The sequence below is a fragment of the Hymenobacter sp. UYAg731 genome (assembly GCF_054061335.1).
Genome location: NZ_JBSSEC010000003.1, coordinates 488,297 through 509,909, shown reverse-complemented (window position 1 = coordinate 509,909; position 21,613 = coordinate 488,297). Strand labels below are relative to the sequence as shown.

Below are 21,613 nucleotides of genomic sequence, written 5' to 3'. Positions count from 1 at the left end.
AGCGGGAGCAGCTTGTGCCGTTAAGGCTGCTTTTCCGGCGGCGTGCCCCCTTGGCCGTGCAACGACGACTCCCGCACCACCAGCTGGGGCTTGAGCATGATGCGCTGGCCGGTGAAGGTGTCGGTGCGCTTGAGCAGCTGCAGAAACAGCTGCACGGCCGCTTCGCCCATCAGTTCGCCACGCTGGTCCACCGACGTGAGCCGGGGCTTGACCATGGTGGTGAACGGCTCGTTGCTGAAGCCAGCCAGCGCCACGTCCTGCGGCACCCGGATGCCGCGCTCCTCCAGCACCTGCAACGCGCCGGCCGCCGCAAAGTCATAGGCCGAAAACACGGCATCGGGCTGGCCGGTTCTTGCCAGCAGCTGCCGCATGGCCTCCGCGCCGCCCTCCATTCGTGAGTTGTGCAGCGGCACCACCAGCTGGTCGTCGTAGGGCAAGCCGTGCGCCAGCAAGGCATCGTGGTAGCCTCGGTGGCGGTTGAAGGTGATGTTCAGGTGCTGGGGGCCGGCGAGGTGCGCAATGCGGCGGCAGCCCTGGGCAATCAGGTGTTCGGTGAGCTGGTAAGCGCCCCGGTAGTCGTCCACCACCACGCCACACACGTTGGGCAGGTCGGGCATGCGGTCAAAAAATACCAGCGGAATGCCTTTGCGCCGCACCTGCTCGAAATGGGCAAAATCCCGCGTCGTATTGGACATGGACACCAGCACGCCGTCTACCTGGGCCTTTAGCAGGGCGTTGATGTGCTTCTTTTCCCGGTCCACTTCCTCGCTCGACTGGCATATCATCACGTTGAAGCCCGCCTTGCTGGCTAGGCGCTCGATGCCATGCACAACCGCCGGAAAAAAGGCCCCGTTGATGTGGGGCACAATCACGCCCAGCACGTTGCTGCGCCCGCTGCGCAGGGAAGCGGCCATGCTGTTGGGCTGGTAATTGAGCCTTTCGGCCAGTGCCCATACCTGCGCCTTTGTGGCATCGCTTACATCAACGGCATTGTTGAGCGCCCGGGAAATGGTCGAAACCGAAAGGCCCAATTCCGCTGCAAGGTCCTGAATGGAAATACGTTTACTGCCTTTGGCCATAAAATTATCAGGAGAATGCCGGCAATTAACCCGGCTCTCCGCAACCGGTAAGTATAGAATCAGACTGCCTGTTTCAGCCAACAGACAGGGCAATTTGATGGCATGTTAGACGGGCTGCCCACCAAAAGCACAACCCTGTCCGGATATTTTTGGCCATCGAATCTACGCTGTTTTCAGGGAGTGGCTCATTGCCTGTCTGCCTCTACTTCCAGCATACCGGTACGTGGCAGAAGAACTACGTGCCCAACATCATGGGCGACGTACACGGCTGGATTACCTTCTGCGACCTATTGCGCGAAGCATCGGCCGGGGAGGGGCTTCGCTTCAAGAGAATTCAGGTGGCCGCTGGTGTGCCGCTGGCTACGATGCGTAAGTACCGCTCTTCAATTCGCCGAAAATTAGCCTAATATGCCACAGACTATAAAGAAAAAGTCTCTCATATTGCTGTAAGGGCCTTTTTTGTGGTCGTGTAAGGCCCGGAAATTATCAATTTGGCTAGGTGAGAACGGGCAAAACGGTCTTCTTTAGCTTTCTTGGCGGTCTGCTCTGCCAATCCCTGTTTGGTCTGGTGTGGCCTGATATAGGCAAGAATAGCCACGGGTCCTCGTTGGGTCCCCGGCAGGAAATCGTTCGAGGTCAATCGGCGCAAGGAAAGCAAGGTATACGTGACCTTCCGCACGTCTAGCGCCTGCTAGCCGCCGTGATTATGCCAGCCAGCGAACAGGACCGGGCCCAGGTGGACCCACTGGCGAAAGAAATGCAAGCGGCGTACAGATAAAAATAAAGCGTTATCATAGCCTTGCTGCTGGTACCGGTGATGTGCTGGTGCCAGCAGCAACAAGGCATCGATTTGAAGGTAGTTAAAATGGACACACCTAACAAGGTTTGGTGCTGTTGCCACGCCGCTGGGTGGTCGAGCGCAACCTCATCTGGAGCAGCCGCTACAAATGCCTCAGGGCCACGGCTCCCGCAAGCCCCAGTTACGCCGGCCCCCTCGTGGTGCCGCAGCCACCCCCGCGCCGTAGCCTTGCCAAGCCTCCTTTGTATGAAAATCATCCCCCTGTTATTTGCCCTGCTTAGCGCCCTTGCGGCTTGTTCGTCCGAGCAAGAGAAGGCTGCGGTCCCCGAAACGCCGGGGGCTGCAGCCGCGCCACTAGGCTCGGTGGTCCATTCGGCCGCGCCGCAGCCCGCACAACCACGGCCGGCCGCGGCCACCAAAACCACCTACCAGCTGCTGCAAGGCAAATGGCAGAGCAGGGAAGACGCCAAAAGTGTCATTGAGCTAAAGGGGCACCGCTATATTGATTATTACGACGGCAAGCAACTCAGCTCGTCTGCCTTTGTCCTCGACCGGGCCTGCCCGTCAATCCCGGGAGCCGGGCAGCCCGGCGACAACGAAAAGTACTTGGTTGAGCCCCAGGAAGACATGTGCTGGGAGGTAGTTGGCGTGGACGAAGAAAGCCTAGAACTCAGTTACACCGCCAGGGGCAATTCGTTGAGCTATCGGAAAATCCGATAAGAAACCCGCCGGCAAGGGTGCCGCAAAGGCCGGGCTGAATGGCTAAGAAGTGCTAAGCAGAGGCTTGCATGGCGGCAAAAAACGTGGCAGGCAGGCTGCTCAGGTTTAAAATTTTGTGCAACGAGCCAGTCGTGCCCACCCGCACCTGGGTTCTGTTTTTGCACGCCGCAATTCTCTCACTTTTCAAAGGTAAAATATGAAAAAAATCAGGTACATTTGCCAGGTAACGGGACCTCAGAGCCACTGCTTTTAGGGGTGGTTGAAGTTGGTTTCAGCCTCAACACTATCCTGCACTCACCGCCCCTAAGACGAAACTGGCCACGCAGTTAGTCTCAAGGGGATGGGGAAAGAAATTGCCCTGCTACTATCAGGCCCTGCCCCGGCGGCAGTGCTGAGGTAAAAAAGTCTACCCGCTTCGTCATTTTCCTCATGCAAACACTTGCTATTGCCACCAGCGCAAGGCCGCCCGCAAGGGCGGCCCTGCCCACTTCACAGGATACGGCAACGGACATTCTTAGCGCCTTGTCCCTCGGACCATACAAAGCGGTGCTGGTGGTGGCAGGAAGCGCGGATAGCCTGGATGCCCAACTTGCCCCAAAACTGGCGCAGTTTTTTGACCGGGCCGTGGCCCAGGCCGCCATAGAGGCGGGCGCGCTCGTCGTGGACGGCGGCACCCAAGCGGGCGTAATGGAACTGATGGGGGCGGGAGTGGCCAGCCGCGGATTTCAAACCACCCTGCTGGGCGTGGCCCCGAAAGGACTGGTGGTTTACCCCGATGGCCCGGCTACGGGAGTGGCGCTAGAGCCCAACCACTCGCACTTCGTGCTAGTAGAAGGCAACGAGTGGGGCACGGAAACGAAACTAATGTACCAGTTGGTGGCCGCTTTGGCTGCCCCAGGCGGCCAGGGTGCGTCGGAGCCGCCTTCGGCAGCGCGGGGCAGCGTCCCCGCCGTTGTGTTGCTGGTGGGGGGCGGCCCGGGTGCGCTCGGTGAAATGTTGGCAGCGGTGCGGCAACGGCGCCTCATTGTGGCAGTGGAAGGCAGCGGGGGCCTTGCCGACGAGCTGGCCGCCGCCTGGCCGACCCGCGATGCGCCCACGGACAACGCCGCGTTGGCCGAAATTCTGGCCGAAGGAACCCTGCGCTTCTACCCGGTGAGCGGTTCGGTGGCGGGGCTGGAGCGTCTGTTGGTGCGGGAGCTAGGCGCGAATCACGTGTTGCTGCAAGCCTGGGAAACCTTTGCTGATTACGACGCCAACGCCAATCTTCAACAAAAACGGTTTCATCACCTCCAGCAGGCCGTTATCTTACTCGGGTTGTTGGGCACAGGCTTGGCCATTGGCCAGCAGCTGTATGCCCCCAAAGAGCCCGGTACCAGCACGCTAGCCGCCCCAGCAGTCCTGCTGAAGGATAACCAGCTGGGCTGGTGGCTGCTGCATCATCTTCTGCTACTCGTTCCGATTACGCTGGCCATTCTGGTCACGGCCACCAACCGCTTCAAGCAGGGCTCGAAATGGCTGCTGCTACGCGCCGGCGCGGAGGCCATTAAGCGGGAGATTTACCGATACCGCACCTGCTCCGCTTCCTACCAGCAGGATGCCGAACAGCAACTGGCCCAGCGGATTGAGGAAATAACCCGGCGCACCATGCGCACCGAAGTAAATTCTTCTTCCCTGGTGCCCTACGACAAGGGCCCGGGGTTTCCGCGCGGCCTCGGTGCCGCCGGAGCCGATGACGACGGGCTAAGCTTTTTACCGCCTAACCGTTACCTCGACATTCGGCTGGGCAATCAGTTGGCATATTTTCGCCGGAAAGCCGTGCGGCTCGATAAGCAGCTCAAGACCTTGTCCTGGTTGACGTTTATTGTGGGGGGCATTGGCACCTACCTGGCCGCTGTCGGCCAACAGGTGTGGATAGCATTGAGCACGGCCCTGGTGGCGGCCATGGGCAGCTACCTGGGGTACCGGCAAACGGAGAGCACGCTGACCAAATACAACCAAGCGGCCACCGACCTATCGAACGTGCGGGCCTGGTGGCATGCCCTGCCGCCCGAGCAGCAACTGCAGCAAGCCAACCTCGACTCCTTGGTCGAGCACACCGAGCAGGTCCTGCAAGCCGAGTCGGACGGCTGGGTGCAGCAAATGCAGAATGCCCTGGCCGACCTACACAAAAAACCTGCGCCCGCGTCCGAGCAGCCGGAAACCCCCGCAGGTGAAGTTCCGCGGCAAACTGCGGCAGACGCCTCGGTTTCGGCATCCCCCGGTAGCCCATCAAACACGCAGGCTGTTGCGGAACCAACCCCACCAACGGCCGATGCGCTCATTGCTGAATCGACGGATGCCGATGCCACGGAGGCGCTCACGGCCGAAGCGGTGCTGCCTACCGAAGACACGGGCGGGACCGAAATGACCGAAGTTGAACCGCCCGCACCCGCCGCGACAGTTGCCTACGAGGGCTCGGGTATTACTTCTGCGAAATCAGTAGCCAATTAATAAAGAATAATTCCCTGCCAACCTGGGCAGCTTCCCAGTCTCCACCTTCTTCCCCATACCTATCGATGAAAGCCGTTACTCCTGCCTTGCTGAAACAGTCGCTGCAAAAACTGGGCTACCAGTGGCACGACTCGGCGCCGAATCTTATTGGCATTCGGACCACGCTCACGCTGCCCGATGTGTTCAACGATTTACTGGTGTGCTGCTGGCGCCAGCCGGCCATGCCCGCCGGCCTTGCCTTGCGCCAGCAGCAGGCGTTCTTGGCGGCGTGGTGCTACGTGGGGAAGGATGGCAAGCCCATCAAGGCCGATGGCATTGCGGGCGGCAACACCACGTTTGCGCTGCAGCAACTGGCCGCTACGGCGGGCACCGACCGCCAGAAAGCCTGGATAATCACCACCACGCCCGGCAACTTTTACCTACAGAAGCCCCTCAGCAAGGCCGGCTGTGCCGTGCTGGTGCCCGGCCAGTACCACGGCGTGTACCAGCTGGGCTTTCACATGAGCAAGCCCGACCACCCCGCGCTGGTGCAGCAGAACGGGAAAGTGCGGGCGTACCGCGACAACGACCGCGACGTTTTCGCGGAAGAAACCAAGGTGATTGAGGAAGGCTTTTTCGGCATCAACATTCACCGCTCCAATTCCATGGGCGCCACGCCGCGCATCGTGAACTGGTCGGCGGGCTGCCAGGTGTTCCAGCGCAAGTGCGACCACAGCGAGCTGCTGAGCCTCTGCGAAAACTACCGCCACAGCACGGCCAATGCCTATTCCTACACCCTGCTGCGCGAGCGGGAGCTGGTGTAGCAGGGTGTTTGCCAGATTATTATCTTCCTTTTACCAATTACGCAACTCCACGAATAACATGACACATTCTACCTTCTTTGCCCACTGTACTCGTAGCCGTGTGTGGTTTGTTCGTCTGCTTGCCCTGGTGTTTGGGCTGAGCAGTTTAACGGCGGTACATGCACAACCTGCCGCCAATGGATATCCTGCATTTCAGGTAACTATAAGTCCTGCAGGGCCAATAACCGTGCCTTCCAGCAGTTCTATTAGCCTAACTGCTACTGTGATTTATCCAGCCTTCAACACAGGCCTAGGATTTAACGACGCAGTTAAATCTGTTGTCATTCAACCGGATGGCAAAATGCTAGTGGGCGGCAATTTCACCAGCTACAACGGAAACCCATGCAATCACATCGCCCGCCTGTATCTGGATGGTAGCTTCGACAACACCTTTGCCACAGGCACCGGGTTCGATGGTAGCGGCGTGAATGCCATTGTCATCCAGTCCGATGGTAGAATAGTGGTGGGGGGAAGCTTTACAAGCTTTAACGCGAATACGTGCAACCGTATTGCCCGCCTTAATGCTAACGGTACCTTAGATAACACCTTTGCAACCGGCACTGGGTTTAATAATACAGTCAATGCCATTGCCATCCAATCCGATGGCAAACTAGTAGTGGGGGGAAGCTTTACCGCCTATAATAACAGCGCTAACAACACCTGTTATTATATTGCTCGCATCACCTCGAGTGGCACTCAAGACAATACCTTTAACCTTCCCGCGGCAAACCCGATAAGATTCAACGCCCCTATCAAAACCATTGCTATTCAGTCAAGCGGTTCAATCGTAGTGGGCGGGGCTTTTACTGCTTACATCAACAATGCCACGGGTATTTCAACTACCCGTTACGCCGTTAGCCGGTTATTGTCAGCTGGTGGAGATGACCCCAGCTTTACTCCACTGCTGCTACCTAATACTCAAGGCAACCCCAGCGTAGAGGTTGTTTTTCTGCAGACCGGCAGTGGTATATTGGTGGGGGGCAACAACCTGGATGTAAATGGTGCTGTCGTCAAGCGGCTGACAAATGCTGGTGCCATTGACGGGACCTTTACCTGCCCCATCAATGGTGTAAACAATAGCGCGTTTGCTATTGGACTACAAGGCACCTCAATCCTGTTAGGAGGACGTTTTGGCTCGTCGAGTTCAGGCAACTTGGTTCGTTTAGACACCGGCTTTACTGCCTCAGTAGGGGCAGACGTAAATGCCATAGCCGTGCAAAGTGATAATAAAGTAATCGCAGGCGGCACGTTTGCCAAGGGCATCACCCGGCTAACGCCTACCGGCGGGCCTGATACCATGAACTCGCAGCCTGTTCTGACCAATGTAACCTATGCCTGGTACTCCAGTCCTCCCGGCGCCCCAGGTACGGTGGGTTCGTCGAATCCCACGACCGGCCGAAACCTGACGGTAACGGGCGTTCAGGGAGGGGCGGGAACCTTCACCGCACCCTTCACGGTCACAGCTACGATTGGCACTCAGCAAACCAATTCAACACCCGTTAGCATCGTTTTTGGTGACAATCTGATTATTAACACTCCAACCTATGTTGCCACAGGTATTTACGGTTCGATAACCGTGAATTCGGGTGGCATCGCCCAGATGGGTGGCACCTACACGGTTGGAGATGCAATAGTAAATACCGGTGGCTCCCTGGTCTTGAATGGCTTCATCTCGTCGGTTGAAACTGCAACAGTGAATACCGGTGGCACCATTGTTTTGAATAGCACCTCGTCGGTGCCGGTTCAAACGGCAACAGTGAATACTGGTGCCTCCATGGTCTTGGGCAGTACCAAGCTTGTACCCATCCCCAACCGAATGCCAGGCAGTAGTAGCTTTGCACTACGGGCTGGCGCTACGCTGAGCGTTGGCGATAGGGATGGCATCACCACGTCTGGTTCAACCGGGGCAGTGCAAACGGGGACACGGACTTTCGCTCCCGATGCCAACTATATCTACACGAGTTCGAGCACCACAGGAACGGGCCCAACAACAGGCAATGGCTTGCCCGCCCAGGTTCGCAACCTGACCTACGATGCTCCTGCTCCTACAGGCCTTGCAGCCCCTCTCAAACTTACCCTTCCCACCACGGTGAGCCAGGCGCTGACCATTGCCAGCACCGGCAATTTTGACCTCAATGGACAAACGCTGACCCTGCCATCGTCGGCGGCGGGCACGGCCCTGGTGGTGAACAGCGCGGCGGGCCGGGTGCTGGGCACCGCCACCGTGGAACGCTACATCGACCCGGCCTTCAACGCCGGCCCGGGCTACCGCTACTACAGCCCGCCCGTGACCGGCCTCACGGTGGCCGACCTTGCCACGGCCAACTTCACGCCCGTGGTCAACCCGGCGTACAACACCAATACGTCCACTACGCCAGTCACGCCTTTCCCCACCGTATTCACCTACGACCCCACCCGGGTGGGGTCGCCCTCGCCCGCGGGCCTGCCGGCAATTGAGCGGGGCCGGATTTCGCCGACTGCCCTCACCGACCCGTTGGTGGTGGGCAAGGGATATGCCCTTCAGATTCCGGTCAACGCAAAGGTTCGGTTCGTGGGCACGCTCTTTACGGACACGCTCACGGTGCGCCTCCCGGCCCGTAACAACGTAGGCCCGCTGGCCGCTAACGCCGGCTGGAACCTGGTGGGGAATCCCTACCCCGCGCCCCTCGACTGGACCCGGGTAGCGCCCGCCGACCGGCCCAACCTGGACGCCGCTATTTATACCTACGTCAGCACCGGAGCTAGTTCGGGCTTCTATACGGCCTCCATCAATGGCTGGGGCGACAGTCCCATTGTGGCATCCGGGCAGTCCTTCTTCGTGCGCACGAAGGACACCCTGTCGGCAACGCCCCCGGTCCCCAGGCTCAGGTTCAGAAACAGCCAGCGCGTCACCAGCTACGGCACTCAGCCGGCCTTCAACCGGCCCGCGGCGGTTGGGCGCGGCGTACAATTGGAATTCCGTAATGGCGGCGGCGGCGGCGGCGGCAAGCCGCCTCACCTGGCGGTTTATGAGTTCAGTGGCCGCATGAATTCTAATGGGGATGCTTACCGCATTATCAATCCCAATGGACCCAACTTGGGCATTACGGCGGCCACGCTCGCGTCGGAAGACGAGCTTGCCGTCAAGGCTTTTTCGGCCCTAAGTAGCGGTCTGATAGTACCGCTCACCGTAACGGTTTTTCAGACGGGCACGGCCACTTACACCATAAAAGCGGATACCGTACAAGGGCTGCTCCCTGGGGTGTCTGCTTATTTGGATGACCTCCAGGGCAACAATACCGTGAACCTGGGTGTCGCGCCCTATACTTACTCCTTCACCCTGGCAGCGCCGCCCAGCGGGCCTATCAAAAACCGCTTCCAGCTGCGCTTTGGCCCTACCGTGGTGACGGCCACCACTGCCCAGGCCGCAACCCGTGACATTGCCCTGTACCCCAACCCGGCGCAAAGCCAGGTATGGGTGCAAATTCCGGGGGTGCCGGGCACTGCGGAAGTGCAGGCAACGCTCTTCAATGAACTGGGTCAGATGGTACTCCAGCAGGTAGCGTCCCTGGTGGCCACGGGCACCCGTTTGCCGCTAAACGTGCAAAGCCTAGCCCATGGTGTTTATGCCCTGCGCTTGCAGATAGGCAGTGCCATAGTGGTACGGCGTCTGGTGGTCGAATAAGGTCGGCTACACTTGCCAAAGCTAAAGAGTCCCCGCCACATGCAGTGGTGGGGGCTCTTTGGCTTTGGCGATAAGTAACTTCAAGTAATTGCTCTAAAACCAGCGCACCGTTAAAAGCCAGCGGGCTTTTATAAGCTCTAAGGAACGGGGTATTCCCCGATTTGGGGCAGTTGGAGCAGGGTCAATCTACCGCAAGTCGGAAGATGTAGAGAAGCGACCCTTCGCGTCTTCTTGTGCGTGAATCGTTTATTGAATATACGCGAAGGGTCGCCTCTCCACATTCCTGTATGTCGGAATCGACATCCTGTTCAGTCTGTTGGTCCGTCGTAGTCCCTGGGCGAAGCGAGTTGCCAATCGTCGTATTCGTGCCAGCCATCACCAGCAGAAGTCGTTTTGAGATGGGCCAGTCCGAGCAGTACGGCGTTGAAATAGGGCTGACGCAGACGCTCAGACTCATAAGCTGGAATATCACGCACTGCATCAAAATCGTGATTAGCTAGACTACGGCCTTTGCACATGGCCAACTGCCCGTGGCCCTGCACAAAACTGTTGCCTTCTTTGATAAGGAACCCGGCTAGCTGGTAAAACGTAGCATTGTGGCGGTCATCGGCATAAGGGCGCCAGTACAACACGCTGATGATGCTGCCGGCGGCGTTTTCAGGGTACCGAAGGCTTTGCTGCCGGTAGTGCCCTAAAAATCCGTCGAGCATCGCCTGATGCGCTTGGTTATTCGTCAGCATGGCTTGCTCCGCGATGCGAATCTTGGAAATGGTAGCCATAGGTTCGCCCAAGGCATTGGCCAGCTTAAAAGCCTCCGGTATCCGGCCCTCGTGGGCAAAAGCCGCAGTTAGGCTTGAAAAAACAATCTGCAACGGTTCCTGGCTATACGCCGGCTGGCTTGGTAACTGCCTCACGAACGACAACAGATTGGGTGTAAGAGTTAACTGCCGTAAGCGCGTGGGACTTTGCAAGGCGGCCGAAACAATAAACAGCATAGCGTTGCGCTGCTGGCGCGCCGTTGGGCTGTTCAACTTCACGGTTGTAAGGGCTTTAATCCAAACCAGATTGGGAATGTCTTGGGAGGAACGCCCCAAGGCAGAGGTGCGCAAAGAGTAGACACGAACCCCGGAATATCGGTCGGGGAAGACTGCCTCTACAAAGGCTACACTGTCTAGTAGCTGCACCACGCCCGCATCGGGCAGCGGTTGGGCCGCTTCGTGCTGCAGTTGATAGGTGAAAAAGGGACTGAAGGAGCAGGTGTAGTACGACTCGAAAAATAAGGTTTTAGGGCGGGTGGGCTCACGCAGAAACGTGATGGGATTTTGCTCGACGGTGCTAGCTTCTGTAATGCCGAGGGCCACAGGCGTGCTCAGGTTCCATTGAAAGGTGTTAACCCGCTCGCCGGGCCGGCACGCCCGCTGAAGCTCCTGCAGACGAGTACTGAATTCGGAAAAGGACCGCGCCGCTTCTTCGGGCTGGTGCTTTAACTCCCACAGGTACACGCCGTGCATCTTGGCCAGGAATGCTTGTAAAAAGAGTAGGTTGCGTTGGTACTTAGCGGCCGTGATGGGCTGCGCTTGGAATGCATGCTCGTTGTGCTCAATGAAGAGCGGCTCACCGGCGGCCACCCGCGGGGCGGCGCTCAACAAGACCTGCCAGGCTTTGTCGCGGATAGCTAGTGGCACCGTAAAGCTCACGCGGTCCGCATTGAGGTTATCGGGATTAACCGTGCCTACCCGCGCCGCGTCCAGAGCATTGGTGCTGCCGTAGGATAAGCTGCTCACGTCGTACACGGCGTAGGAGGGGGTGACGCTGAGCAAGCTATACACGGCCGCCGCGTACGTTTCATTAAAAGAATATCCGCCAATGCGGCTACAGCGCCGCAGCAAATCCAGCGCATTCTCAGGGGTGAAAACCCCGTATTTCACCAGGTAGGGCAGCACAGCAATGCCGCCGTCGCGGTCGTCCACCTTGGTTACCTGCGTGCGGAGCGAATCCAGGCACTGCGCTACTCGGGCCGGCTGCCGCAGAGCCGCAAAGGCGATGGCGCTGCTGAGGTAGCCGCCGCTGTGAGGAATGCTGCCATCGTTGGCATATAGCACCTGCCGAGGCGGGAATAAACGCCGAAACTGCGCTCGGGTGGCGGGTTTGCCAAAAGGGCTCAGGCCTTCCAGAAAAGCCAGCTCCGTTGGCTGGTAATCGCCCTGCCCCAGCAACACCCGTAGGCAAAAGCCAAACTCCACGGGACTGGGCGCCGGCCCGGCCGCTGCTTCCGCTTCCTGCCGAACGTAAGTGTACAAGCGACCCAACAGCAGCAGCTTCATCGCGGTCAGGCGTTGGATGGCTGCCCGCCGCGCTGCCAGCGGCTCCACTATTCCAGCTTTTTGCTGCTCTACGCACAGCAAATAGTGGGTGAGAGCCATTACCAGGCGGGCCGTGTACACGGCCACGATGCGCTGCCGGGCGCTGATGGGTACTGCTGCCGTGGAGGGCAGATGTCGCGCCGCCTGGCCCAGGCGGTGGTTCAGGTCGAAGAGCAGCCGCCGGGTGTAGGGGTTTTCCCGCTCCACGGAATCATATTCCATGGTATTCGATGAATACATGCTCAGCTCAATGTCCAGCGCCAGGCTATCGTCTTTCAGCGCGTCGAGCATTCGGGGGAAGGCGTACGCTTCGGGCGCACGGCCGCCGAACCAGGGCCGGTACACCACGTTTTTCAGCCGGTCGGTTTGGATTAGGAAGTGGGCTTTGTCATCGACCGACTCGTAAGGGGATTCCAGGAAAGGCGTGCGCTCCTCGACAATGGAATACGCGACGTAGTCGCTCTGCCGCTGGCGCGCCGACCACGCCCACCAGCCCAGCCCCGCCAGCAGCAAGGGCAGCAGCACCACGGCCGCCAGGCGGCCGATGCCGTAGCGCGCCACCAGCAGCGGCACCACCAGGCGTCGGCGGCTGGCTTCCAGAAAACGCGTGAGCACACCGGCCTGGGCCTCGGCCGGTGCCAGGCGGTGGCTGGCTTCGGGGCCGGTGCTGCTGCCGCTGGCCACGTAGTGCGCCAGCCAGCTGGAAAGGCTTTTTTTGCGCCGGCGCCACTGCGAAAAGTAGGTGTAGGGGCCAATGGGCAGCAGGAAGCCCGGGTTTTCGGCGTTGGCCTGCCAGCGGTTGGCTTGCTGCATGAAATCCTGCGCCACCCGCACGTCTTCGGCCTCCTGCACGGCCCACTGGGCGAGGTGGTCCCAGTTCCGAATTAGGCTCTCGTGGGTGATGTCCAGCACCGCGTCGGGGGGCAGCACGGCCCGGTCGTCGTCGTCCTCGCCCAGCAGCGGCGACAGGAAGGTGGTGCCGGGCTGGCGGAAAGGCCGTAAAATGCGGCACACCACCGGCCAGGGCAGAGCTTCGTCGTTGATAATGGCCGTGATTTCGGCCCCCGTCAGGCGGTTGCGCACCACGCGCTGCCCGTCGGTGCGGGTGAGCATTCGGAAGGTCTGCTCAATCACCCGTTCGGCGGTGCCCGTCGGCAGCGGCGGCTCAAAGGTCTGGTTGTAGAGGCTGGTGGCGGCGTAGTACAGCTGGTTGGCATGGGCATCGAGCACGTTGCGCAGCGAGGCGTGGGCCAGCAGGAATTGCTGCTCCGGGCCGGGTACGGTGGCGCGCCACGCGTCAAACCGCGTCTGGTCGGCGGCGGGTAGGGCATCGCTCAGCCCGCCCACCATGGCGTAATGGAAGAGGTCCATCTCCTCGCGGCCCTCGTCGGCCGCCAGCCAGATGCGGCGCAGCGCGTGCTGCAACACCGGCAGCTGGTCCTGCCCGTTGCGGATGTCGTAGAGCAGGCGCTGTACCAGCCGCTCGCTGATGCGATTGCCGCTGAGCAGGGCCGGCTCCCTGATGACTTCCACGAACTCGTGGCGCAGCAGCCGGGGTACGAAGTACTGGCTGGCCCCCACCTGCTCAATCAGGCCCCGGAAATCGGCGCACTGCCCCACAAAGTCGGACCGCATGGTGCATACGATGTAGATGGGCAGGTTTTCGGCCTGGGCCAGCCGGGTGGTTTCCAGCAGCAGGTTCACCACGGTTTGCGCCGCCGCGTTGGGGCCGTCCTTGGTGTAGTTTTCGGGGTTGGTAAAGAACTCCTCAAATTGGTCGACGACGACCAGCAGGTTGCTTGATTTCAACTGATAGCGGCGCTGTTCGGCCGGCGTCAGGCCTTCGGGCAGGGTGGCCGGCGGGCACAGCGGCGAAGCCTGGTAGAGCTGCACCAGCGCCGAAAAGCCCTGTTCCAGCTCGGTTTCGATGGCGGCGGCGCTGCTTTCCACCCGCAGGGCCGTGGCCAGGGACTGGGCCAGGTTGCGCAGGGGGCTGCGCTCGGGCCGGAAGGTGGCCACGGCCCAGCTGCTGTAGCGCGCGCGCAGAAAGCCCGCCCGCACTTCGGGCAGCAGCCCGGCAAACACCAGCGACGACTTGCCATCGCCGGAGGCACCCGTAATCATCACGAAGCGCTGAGCGGCCAGCAAATCCAGGCACTTGGCGACGTGGCTTTCCCGGCCCCGGAAATAAATGGCCTCGTCCTCGGTGAAGGTGCGCAGCCCCGTGTAAGGACAAATCGGCTCTTCGTTGCCAAACAACGAGGAAAGGGAGTCGTCAATATCGGCCATCTACGCGCCGGCGTTAATTTGCTGCAACACGCGCCGCACCTCGTCGCTCACGCCGCGGTGTGGCTGAATGCGGGATATCACCCGGGGTGCCTTGAAGGTACGCATCCGGTTTTGCATGGGGTCGTCTTCGCCCACAAACAGGATGGGCGTGTTCGAACCAGCGCCGCCTACCAGCCGCCACACCTGCTTCACGAAGGGCAAGGCCCAGTCGGCGCTATGCTTGAAGTACACCACGGCCAGCTTGCTTTTGGGTATGTTGCGGACCGTTATTTCCTTGTACAAGTCCTCGCTGTCGGGCTCGATGGTCAGCATTTCCAACGGGAATTCCTCGCTCAACCGGTCGGTAATCTGGTTCGCTTCCTCGCTGTCAAGCTCGTTGAAAACGAAAAAGATATCCGTTTCTTTCTCGACCTCTTCGGACGCCGGCTCCACCCGCCCCAGCGTGCTGCGTAGGTCCTCCACCAGCTGCATGGCGCTCGGGGCACTGGTGAAAGTGCAGCGCTCCGTGAGCTCGTTGCGGATGCTGTTGACAAAGTCGCGTTGCGCGGGCTTCACCGCCAGGCTTTCGTCGGGGCAGTACCACATAAACTGCCGGAACCCGGCTTGCTCGGCCGTGGCGCGGCGGGCTTCCTGGTAGGCAAACATGGGAAAGGAGCACTCTTCGTCGTCCTCGAACCGGCGGCCGAACTCGTTGCCCAACACGTGCAGCGCGCAGGTGGCTGCGCCCAGGGCCTCGCGGGTCCTCGTCCGGAACTTTTCTTCGTCCAAGGGGCAGTCGATAGCCGGCACCACCTGCATGCCAGCTTTCATGCACATCAGGGCCAACTCCTCGCGCCGGGCCGCCAGTTCTTTCGAAGTCCAGGCCAGAAATACCACCGGGCCGGCACCGGCTGGCGGGGCAGCCAGCGCCGCGGGGGCAACGCTAGGCGCCAGGACTACCCCGGGGGCCGGAGGCGGGAGCAACTTACTGGCCGCCAACAACTCCTTGATGGCGTTGGCCACTTTGTTGATTTGGTTGCGGTAGAGCAGGCTCTCTGCGAGACGAGGCAGCTCTTCGTCCTTCGGCCGCAGCGGCCGGTTCACGCCCAGGTCCTGGTATACGAAGTCGATGGTACGGAGCTGGCCGTGGAGGTGGCGTTCCAGCAATTGCACATCGGCGGGGTCGAGGTTGTGGATGCGCACCGGCAACACCCGGTACCCGTAGTTGCCACTGGGCAAGCGGAGCGACAGCCCCAGCCGGTCGTGGCCGGCTTGCTGCAGAAAAGGCAGAAACTCGTGCTGCCAAGAAAACCGCTCCGTGTCGCAGTAGGTCTGCGAAATCAGGGGAATAAAGATGAACGAGCGCAGGCGGTGCGCCAGGCTGGGGCCCACTTGGTGGCTATCGCCCAGCCCGTCTGCCCGGTCTTTGTCGAAGTAAATGGTGAGTCGCTCCTTAATCGATGCGGCGAGCTCCTTGTGGAGACGCGACACGAATTCTGTTACCCACCCATCAAATAGATTGTCGTTGTGCCGGTAGCTGATGAAAATATCGTATTCAAACTCGGGAAACAGGATAGACATGGAGGTGTTCGGGATGAACCGGAGTAGAACAAAACCGCTTGGTCCAAATGTACAAGATATTCTGGCTAATATATTATGCGTTTCCGGGCTTTTTAGCGAGCAATGAAGCCAGCATGGTGGATGGTAAACACCATGGCATAGAAGAGGGGCTCCTATATTATTGTCGAAGGGGCAGTTGATGAATACATTATAGTCGTCTTGCTCATGCTGTTTTTGTAGTTGAATTTGCGCCACTGCTTCGGCGTGAATACGCCTACGGCCCCGCACTTCCAGAGTCCGCGCCGCCCGGCCCGCCGCCCGTCGCTTCGGGTCCCAGGCCCACGCCCAGCCGCACCTTGGTTTCCATTCAGGAGTTATGCGCCTACACCCACCTACCAGAGCAGGAAGTCCGCGCTACCTTGAACGCCCGCTAAGCGCAGCCGGAGCGTAGCGCTATCGTATCTGCGGTAAAGGAGAAGAATCACCCGATGCAAAAGCCGCAGGCTACGACTCTCACAAAAAAGAGCTACCCCAAGCAGGAAGTGGCTCCAAGTGCCGAAAGAATAGGTTGGCAACTACTTTCTCTTGGCGAAAGCAAAAGTGTAATCAGTTAAGGAGAAGCTCGAAAAAACTTTGTCTTTTCAGCCCCGGTCAGGCTTGACTGTCCGATATCCCGTCCGATGGAAAAGCAAAAACCCCATTCACAGCCTGTGAATGGGGTTTTTAGTGGTCATGTAAGGACCCCAACCTTTGTAACGTATAATTCATTAAATTCCCTTTAAACGCGTTTTGAGGCACTTTTATATAATGTGAGGTCCGGTATTTCCTCTGCTTTCTACCCCTGAATTATACTCAAGGCATACTCAATATGAAAAGTAGTCGTATCATTGTGACACCAATTACTTAGCCCAGGCTCCACCCCAATGAATGCTTACCTCGCTGCCCGGAATCTCAGAGACGGTCAATACACCATTGTTGCTGAGTATAGCAACAAGCCCAGGATTAAGCGCATTTCAACCGGGGTCAAAGTGGCGGAAAAGTACTGGGACGCCAAAAGCAAGCTTGTGCGGGCTAATGGTACTGCCAACGTGACTAAGACCAATAACCACCTAAAGGCAGTACTGAGCGGCCTGAATGAGGCAGTCACGGCGCTTTATGTAAGCAACGGCAACGTGTTGCCAACGGTAGACCAGTTAAACGCCCACATGGGAGCTTCTGCGGTAGCCCAAGCGGAAGCGGCACAACCGGAAACTGAATTGGTAGACATGCTTTCCAATTACCTTGAGGGTCGTACTCGGTGGCAAGAAGCGACCCGGAAGAACTTCCGGACCCTGCTGGCCAATATTAGAGCATACCAAAAGGCAAACGGTAAGACCTGGCTACTTAGCACTATTTCCAACGCAGAAATCGACAGCTTCCAAAACTGGCTCCTGAAAGAATTTAACTACCAAAATTCGACACTTGCTAAGCGCGTGCGGCTCCTGAAACAGTTTTTGACTGAGCATGACGCACCAGGCATCAACCGGGAAAAGGTGAAGGCTTTGCATAAGCAACTACTCGCACGGCCTGTGGTGCTGAGCAAGTCAGAAATACAGGCCCTCATCGACTTGCCCCTGCTCCCTAATACCCGTCTAGGCGATGTGCGTAATATGCAGGTGCTGCAAATTTTCACAGGTTTGCGCTACGGTGACCTCATCCGGTTGAGGTCTCACCATGTCCAGGGGAAGCATATCAATATCAGAGAGGAAAAAACAGGCCAAACCCGCCAAATCCCAATATTTCCCCAGGCTCAGGCGGTGCTTGACATCTACGCAGATGCCGAAAACGGTAGCTTCACCTTGCCCGCTATTAGCAACCAGAAATTCAACCAGTACTTAGCTGAAATCGTTGCCGACCTTCCTTGCTTGCAGGAAAAAATCATGATTACTACAATGGAGCGTGATACTGTAGTTGAGAAGTGGGAAGCCAAGCACCTGCACATTCGCTCGCACAGTAGCAGGAGAACTTTTTGTAGCCTCCTGCTTAGCATGGGCTACAGCATCCCTGAAACAATGGAACTAAGCGGCCATAAGTCGCTGGTAGCATTCCAGAGATATATGGGACAGGCCGAGAAGCGAAAAGATGCTGTAGCCGATTTTGCTGCACGGTGGGAAATGCTGTAACAACATTACCACCATTAAGAAACAAAATGAGGTCCTGGGTACGGAATCCAATTATTTATGCTTCGTATTAACTTTCAATTCCCTACGTATCTATCTTTAGAAAATCCCCGCTTTTTCGTAGCTTTGCAAACTGAAAAGAGGAGCCACCATGCGTGAGCATAATGACCCCTCTTGCCGTTTTTACCAGTGCTCAAGGCACTGTTCAGGTGCTCTAATCAAATCCTGAATCGCAGGTTTTGATTTGCAGTCGGCTAGCGTTTCTTCATCCGGCTTACCGGAATTCGAAACACGCCGCCGCCTTTTCGGTATATTCGCTTGCCCTTTACAGTGATGTATGGCGTATAAATATACTCTTGGCTTTCATCTGGCTTTCTCATGGCGCTGATGGGGTTAAGAGGGTGACCGGACCGTTGTCCCCACACACCTTGTGGGGGAGCAGTCCAGAATGTTCTGCTGAGGTCTCAACTCAGCAGAACAATATTGTAGGGACGACCTGGGTTTGGAAGCCAGGTCTCTTTCTTATCAGTAGGCCCGGCTATGGGTTTGGACCCCTTAACCGTCTAGATGGATTACCAATAAGAAAGCCCTTTCCTTATATCGGCCCCTGCTTCAACAGGGGCCGATTTGTTTATTAAAAGTTGTCCGTCTCCTCTGTCTCCTCCTGGGTGTTAGACCCTGTAGAATTCATTGGCTCTGCTCTATCATTTTCGGCATCTCCTAGAGCAGCTCCATCTGCGCTAAAAAGCGGGTTTTGGGCTTGCCCAGGCATGTATTCTTGTTTGGGTTTATTATTTATAAACCATTCAGGGGGACCATATAAACTCGTCCTTTCCTCATTTGAAGGGAACCTGTGGAGAAGTCCGTCCTCAACCAAAATCGATAAGCTGCCATTTACTGTTGAAAGAGGCAAGTCGCGGTTGAACTCTGCGCAAGCCAAGTCATATATTTCTCGGGTAGTCTGAAACCTTTGGGCATTCGTTATTAAGGATACCAACTTGCCCCTTACATTAAGACGTCTTTTTTGGTTTGTGGCAGCCTCCTGATTTGATGTAGACCCAGGAGCTTCGTTGTTGGATTCTGACTCTGTATGCGTGTTACCGGGAGACTCTAGGCTGTCCTCGTCATTCGCATAAGTAAAACTGATAAACAGATGCCTGCTCCCGATTAGACGTTTTAAGGTCTTCTGCTCCTTAAGGGCATCGTCAGCTTCTACTTGAATCAGGTCTACTGCCCTCTTTGCCTCAGTCAGCCTACCTAAAGCGTTATCATGGCGCTCCTCTGTAGACTTTAAAGCCTCTTTCAATGCGCGCAAGACAATATCCAGGTCAGGCCCTTCTAGGCTTTCGGGGTCGATATGAGACTGATTTTCTGGATTCATGACGCTAAGTTACGGTGTTTGTTACGGAATCAGAAAATAAAGGGGCGTAAAAGGGGGTGAAAGTTTTATTAAGAGGGGCGGACAAGGGCTGATAAATCTGACTTTTAACAAACCTGTTGCTCGAAATGAATTGCTTGTAGTTGAAAGACAGGGGCTTATTCATTAAAGGCTCTCTTTGAAGCTCAGGGGCTTTTTGATTCAAATGAGAAGAGCAATTCCAGTTAAGGAATTGCTCTTGACGATTATATACGCATGTTATACCTTAGAGGGGCCAACCTGCTCTACTAATGACCCTCTAGTTGCCCTACTAATAGATTTAGGTTGCATATGCACTAGATTACCTGGTGAATGAACCGTTAAAGGCTTAAATGAAAGGTTAATAGCTCCCGAATCATTTTTGACTTCGATTTTCTGACCTCTTTGCAATGATTCTCTAAGCTCTTGAGCATGCCTTCAGTGATTAAACACCGCAGGTATCGATTTTTACGGGGGGTGTCGTGTTTAAGCCTGGGCATTTGAATCTAGCTTAGGTAAGGATTGAATTAGGTCACTTGAAGGCAGGACTTTGCTTATAAGCTCACGAAGGAGGGCAATGTCTTGACAAGTATAAGGAGCAAAAGCAATCCAATCCGTGAGCATCTTCCGGTAAGGAGCTAGCAGGCGGCTCGCGTTTTTGTCCCCTTTGAGCCTGACCCGGATTGTGTCAAGATTAAACCCTGCCCGTTGCAAAACAAGGAAAATACCCTCTTGGCGGGTGTCTAACTCAGCGAGAAACATGGTTGCTCGGTTAGCGCCTGTGGCGTTCGCTAGGGTAGCTGTACTAGCAGCTATTACAAAGTCTAACTGAATTCCATCAAGGATTTCCTGAAATGCAGTTGCAACTGGATTCACCTGGGCTGCTAATGCTGACTCCAACGGGATGAATTTCTTGTTTTCAAGACCCAGGTACTTGCGCAGCATTTCTAGGGACGTCAGGCGTAGCTCTAATCGCAGAGTATTGGAGCTAAAGTTGTGAGCGTCTTTTGACTCCTGACTTTTATCATAGAAGGTCAGGCTGCGCTTGTTGCGCTTACCTCCCGCAACTGATTGCCAGAGCACGTTGGGACCGTAGGGAATGGGCCTGTAGGTGTTACCAGTGTAGTAGCGGGCGACTACCCGCACGTATGAAGCCACGAAGGCCAGCATTTGAATATCAACGGTTGTATCGCCACTTAACAACCCCGCCGCCGCCTGAGCAGCTTTTCCGTCTATCGTAAGCAGGTTGGTAGCATTGATAGCGTCCCAAACCTGGTAAAAGTTACCCAGGGTTAGCATTTGCCGGGGGTCCGCAAGCAGTTTGCTGGTGACAGTGATTTTCACCGTCTGCGCTATCATGTCAATTTCTATATCATGCAACCCTGGGTATTTCGAGGGTGCAAAGTGGTGAGGTAGCTTCGACGTTCTTTGCTCCCTGGGAGTGCTATACCGGTAGGAAATGAGCTGGTGGGCTTCCGCGTTCTCAGCGCCTGTCCCTGCCAGTGTAGGCATGTCGGACTTGCGTGATTTTATATCCCAATCAGGGTGCTTGTGGATGGTTGTGATGGGGTCGAGCGAGCGCAGGAGTATGGTTGCTTTGTCAAACTGAATCAAGTGAGGGGTGAGGGGGGCAAAGGCCGACGTAGCGGGTCAGGGCATGGCGTCGGGTATTCGGTTATGATTCCTCATTTATGAGGCGGACTGCACTATGAGATGTCGTGCGGTCGGGGTGAAAGCTTGTAGACTTTGATGGTAGATTTCTTTGCTGTGAGGTCAGGGACTTCGAAGAAGTAGCGGCTGCCATCTACCTGAAAAACGTAGACGGTGCCGTTCTCTGTGTCCAGGGTCTTCGCAGGCCGGGGTACCGAAGCTTCTGCTTTGCCAGTGTAGTTGACAAAAACAGAGGGCTTGGCTCTTCCTATGCACAGGGAATAAATGGTGCTGTGCCGGTCCGTGGGTTTTAGCTCTTGCTTGAGGTTGTTGTATGTGTAGGTGCCTGCTATCATGGGTAGGGGTTTGCCCGTAAATAGGCCCATGTTTGTAAGCAGTTGCCCAAACATTAAATCTTTTCACCTCACCACGAAAACAAATCCGCAGGTTTTGGACTGAAAAAACAACGATTCATTTCCAGGTGCAAAAAATATGGTGTATAGTGCAAGTGCGGTCCCCTGAAATTTAAGGGTATCGACTACTTTATGGGACATAAGAAGATACGAATGTTTGTATTGGGGCTTAGTAGCCGGCAGGAGGGGCCGGAGGGGGTAAAGGGGTGC

Annotated in this window: 13 protein-coding genes and 1 pseudogene; 7 read left to right on the top strand and 7 right to left on the bottom strand. The window is 56.9% G+C overall.

Annotation, left to right across the window (positions count from 1 at the left end):
- Window positions 1-20: 20 nt before the first annotated feature.
- Window positions 21-1,079, bottom strand: coding sequence for a LacI family DNA-binding transcriptional regulator (locus tag ACVWYF_RS10265; RefSeq protein WP_457067461.1), 1,059 nt, complete (start codon window positions 1,077-1,079; stop codon window positions 21-23).
- Between the two features lie 149 nt (window positions 1,080-1,228).
- On the opposite strand from ACVWYF_RS10265, the gene ACVWYF_RS10260 reads away from it, so the two are divergent.
- The 6 genes and pseudogenes from ACVWYF_RS10260 to ACVWYF_RS10235 all read left to right on the top strand — a co-directional run bounded on the left by ACVWYF_RS10260 (window position 1,229) and on the right by ACVWYF_RS10235 (window position 9,594).
- Window positions 1,229-1,486: a hypothetical protein gene (locus ACVWYF_RS10260; RefSeq protein ID WP_457067459.1), complete on the top strand. Its 258-nt coding sequence runs from the start codon at window positions 1,229-1,231 to the stop codon at window positions 1,484-1,486.
- Window positions 1,487-2,124: 638 nt separating this feature from the next.
- Window positions 2,125-2,598: a hypothetical protein gene (locus tag ACVWYF_RS10255; protein ID WP_457067457.1), complete on the top strand. Its 474-nt coding sequence runs from the start codon at window positions 2,125-2,127 to the stop codon at window positions 2,596-2,598.
- 429 nt (window positions 2,599-3,027) lie between these two features.
- Window positions 3,028-5,088: a DUF4231 domain-containing protein gene (locus ACVWYF_RS10250; protein ID WP_457067455.1), complete on the top strand. Its 2,061-nt coding sequence runs from the start codon at window positions 3,028-3,030 to the stop codon at window positions 5,086-5,088.
- Between the two features lie 65 nt (window positions 5,089-5,153).
- Window positions 5,154-5,891: a hypothetical protein gene (locus ACVWYF_RS10245; RefSeq protein ID WP_457067453.1), complete on the top strand. Its 738-nt coding sequence runs from the start codon at window positions 5,154-5,156 to the stop codon at window positions 5,889-5,891.
- Window positions 5,848-7,215, top strand: a pseudogene (locus ACVWYF_RS10240) (delta-60 repeat domain-containing protein); the annotation flags it as partial. The gene ACVWYF_RS10245 and the pseudogene ACVWYF_RS10240, both read left to right, overlap by 44 nt.
- Before the next feature lie 717 nt (window positions 7,216-7,932).
- A complete protein-coding gene (locus ACVWYF_RS10235) occupies window positions 7,933-9,594 on the top strand; it encodes a T9SS type A sorting domain-containing protein (RefSeq protein ID WP_457068220.1) in 1,662 nt (553 codons plus the stop codon).
- A gap of 308 nt (window positions 9,595-9,902) precedes the next feature.
- Here ACVWYF_RS10235 and ACVWYF_RS10230 read toward each other — a convergent pair whose 3' ends face one another.
- Together ACVWYF_RS10230 and ACVWYF_RS10225 are read right to left on the bottom strand one after the other, a co-directional pair.
- Complete coding sequence (locus ACVWYF_RS10230) at window positions 9,903-14,246, bottom strand: nSTAND1 domain-containing NTPase (protein WP_457067451.1); 4,344 nt, start codon at window positions 14,244-14,246, stop codon at window positions 9,903-9,905.
- The gene (locus tag ACVWYF_RS10225; protein WP_457067449.1) at window positions 14,247-15,806 is read right to left on the bottom strand and encodes a hypothetical protein; all 1,560 of its coding nucleotides are present in this window, start codon (window positions 15,804-15,806) and stop codon (window positions 14,247-14,249) included.
- A 902-nt stretch (window positions 15,807-16,708) separates the two neighbouring features.
- On the opposite strand from ACVWYF_RS10225, the gene ACVWYF_RS10220 reads away from it, so the two are divergent.
- A complete protein-coding gene (locus tag ACVWYF_RS10220; protein WP_457067447.1) occupies window positions 16,709-17,947 on the top strand; it encodes a tyrosine-type recombinase/integrase in 1,239 nt (412 codons plus the stop codon).
- Window positions 17,948-18,578: 631 nt separating this feature from the next.
- Here ACVWYF_RS10220 and ACVWYF_RS10215 read toward each other — a convergent pair.
- From ACVWYF_RS10215 to ACVWYF_RS10200, 4 genes are all read right to left on the bottom strand, one after another.
- Complete coding sequence (locus ACVWYF_RS10215; RefSeq protein ID WP_457067444.1) at window positions 18,579-19,325, bottom strand: hypothetical protein; 747 nt, start codon at window positions 19,323-19,325, stop codon at window positions 18,579-18,581.
- 356 nt (window positions 19,326-19,681) lie between these two features.
- Window positions 19,682-19,774 carry a ribbon-helix-helix protein, CopG family gene (locus tag ACVWYF_RS10210; protein WP_457068218.1) on the bottom strand — a complete coding sequence of 31 codons (93 nt, stop codon included), beginning with the start codon at window positions 19,772-19,774 and terminating at the stop codon, window positions 19,682-19,684.
- A 52-nt stretch (window positions 19,775-19,826) separates the two neighbouring features.
- Window positions 19,827-20,954, bottom strand: coding sequence for a hypothetical protein (locus ACVWYF_RS10205; RefSeq protein WP_457067442.1), 1,128 nt, complete (start codon window positions 20,952-20,954; stop codon window positions 19,827-19,829).
- A 92-nt stretch (window positions 20,955-21,046) separates the two neighbouring features.
- Window positions 21,047-21,346 (bottom strand): hypothetical protein, encoded by a 300-nt coding sequence (locus ACVWYF_RS10200; RefSeq protein WP_457067440.1) that lies wholly within the window; start codon window positions 21,344-21,346, stop codon window positions 21,047-21,049.
- Window positions 21,347-21,613 lie beyond the last annotated feature (267 nt).

Excerpts from the sequence above, each read along its gene's own strand:
- ACVWYF_RS10220 (WP_457067447.1), top strand. The coding sequence starts at position 16,709 with ATGAATGCTTACCTCGCTGCCCGGAATCTCAGAGACGGTCAATACACC.
- ACVWYF_RS10245 (WP_457067453.1), top strand. The coding sequence starts at position 5,154 with ATGAAAGCCGTTACTCCTGCCTTGCTGAAACAGTCGCTGCAAAAACTG.
- ACVWYF_RS10210 (WP_457068218.1), bottom strand. The coding sequence starts at position 19,774 with ATGCTCAAGAGCTTAGAGAATCATTGCAAAGAGGTCAGAAAATCGAAG.
- ACVWYF_RS10250 (WP_457067455.1), top strand. The coding sequence starts at position 3,028 with ATGCAAACACTTGCTATTGCCACCAGCGCAAGGCCGCCCGCAAGGGCG.
- ACVWYF_RS10265 (WP_457067461.1), bottom strand. The coding sequence starts at position 1,079 with ATGGCCAAAGGCAGTAAACGTATTTCCATTCAGGACCTTGCAGCGGAA.
- ACVWYF_RS10230 (WP_457067451.1), bottom strand. The coding sequence starts at position 14,246 with ATGGCCGATATTGACGACTCCCTTTCCTCGTTGTTTGGCAACGAAGAG.
- ACVWYF_RS10215 (WP_457067444.1), bottom strand. The coding sequence starts at position 19,325 with ATGAATCCAGAAAATCAGTCTCATATCGACCCCGAAAGCCTAGAAGGG.
- ACVWYF_RS10225 (WP_457067449.1), bottom strand. The coding sequence starts at position 15,806 with ATGTCTATCCTGTTTCCCGAGTTTGAATACGATATTTTCATCAGCTAC.
- ACVWYF_RS10255 (WP_457067457.1), top strand. The coding sequence starts at position 2,125 with ATGAAAATCATCCCCCTGTTATTTGCCCTGCTTAGCGCCCTTGCGGCT.
- ACVWYF_RS10200 (WP_457067440.1), bottom strand. The coding sequence starts at position 21,346 with ATGATAGCAGGCACCTACACATACAACAACCTCAAGCAAGAGCTAAAA.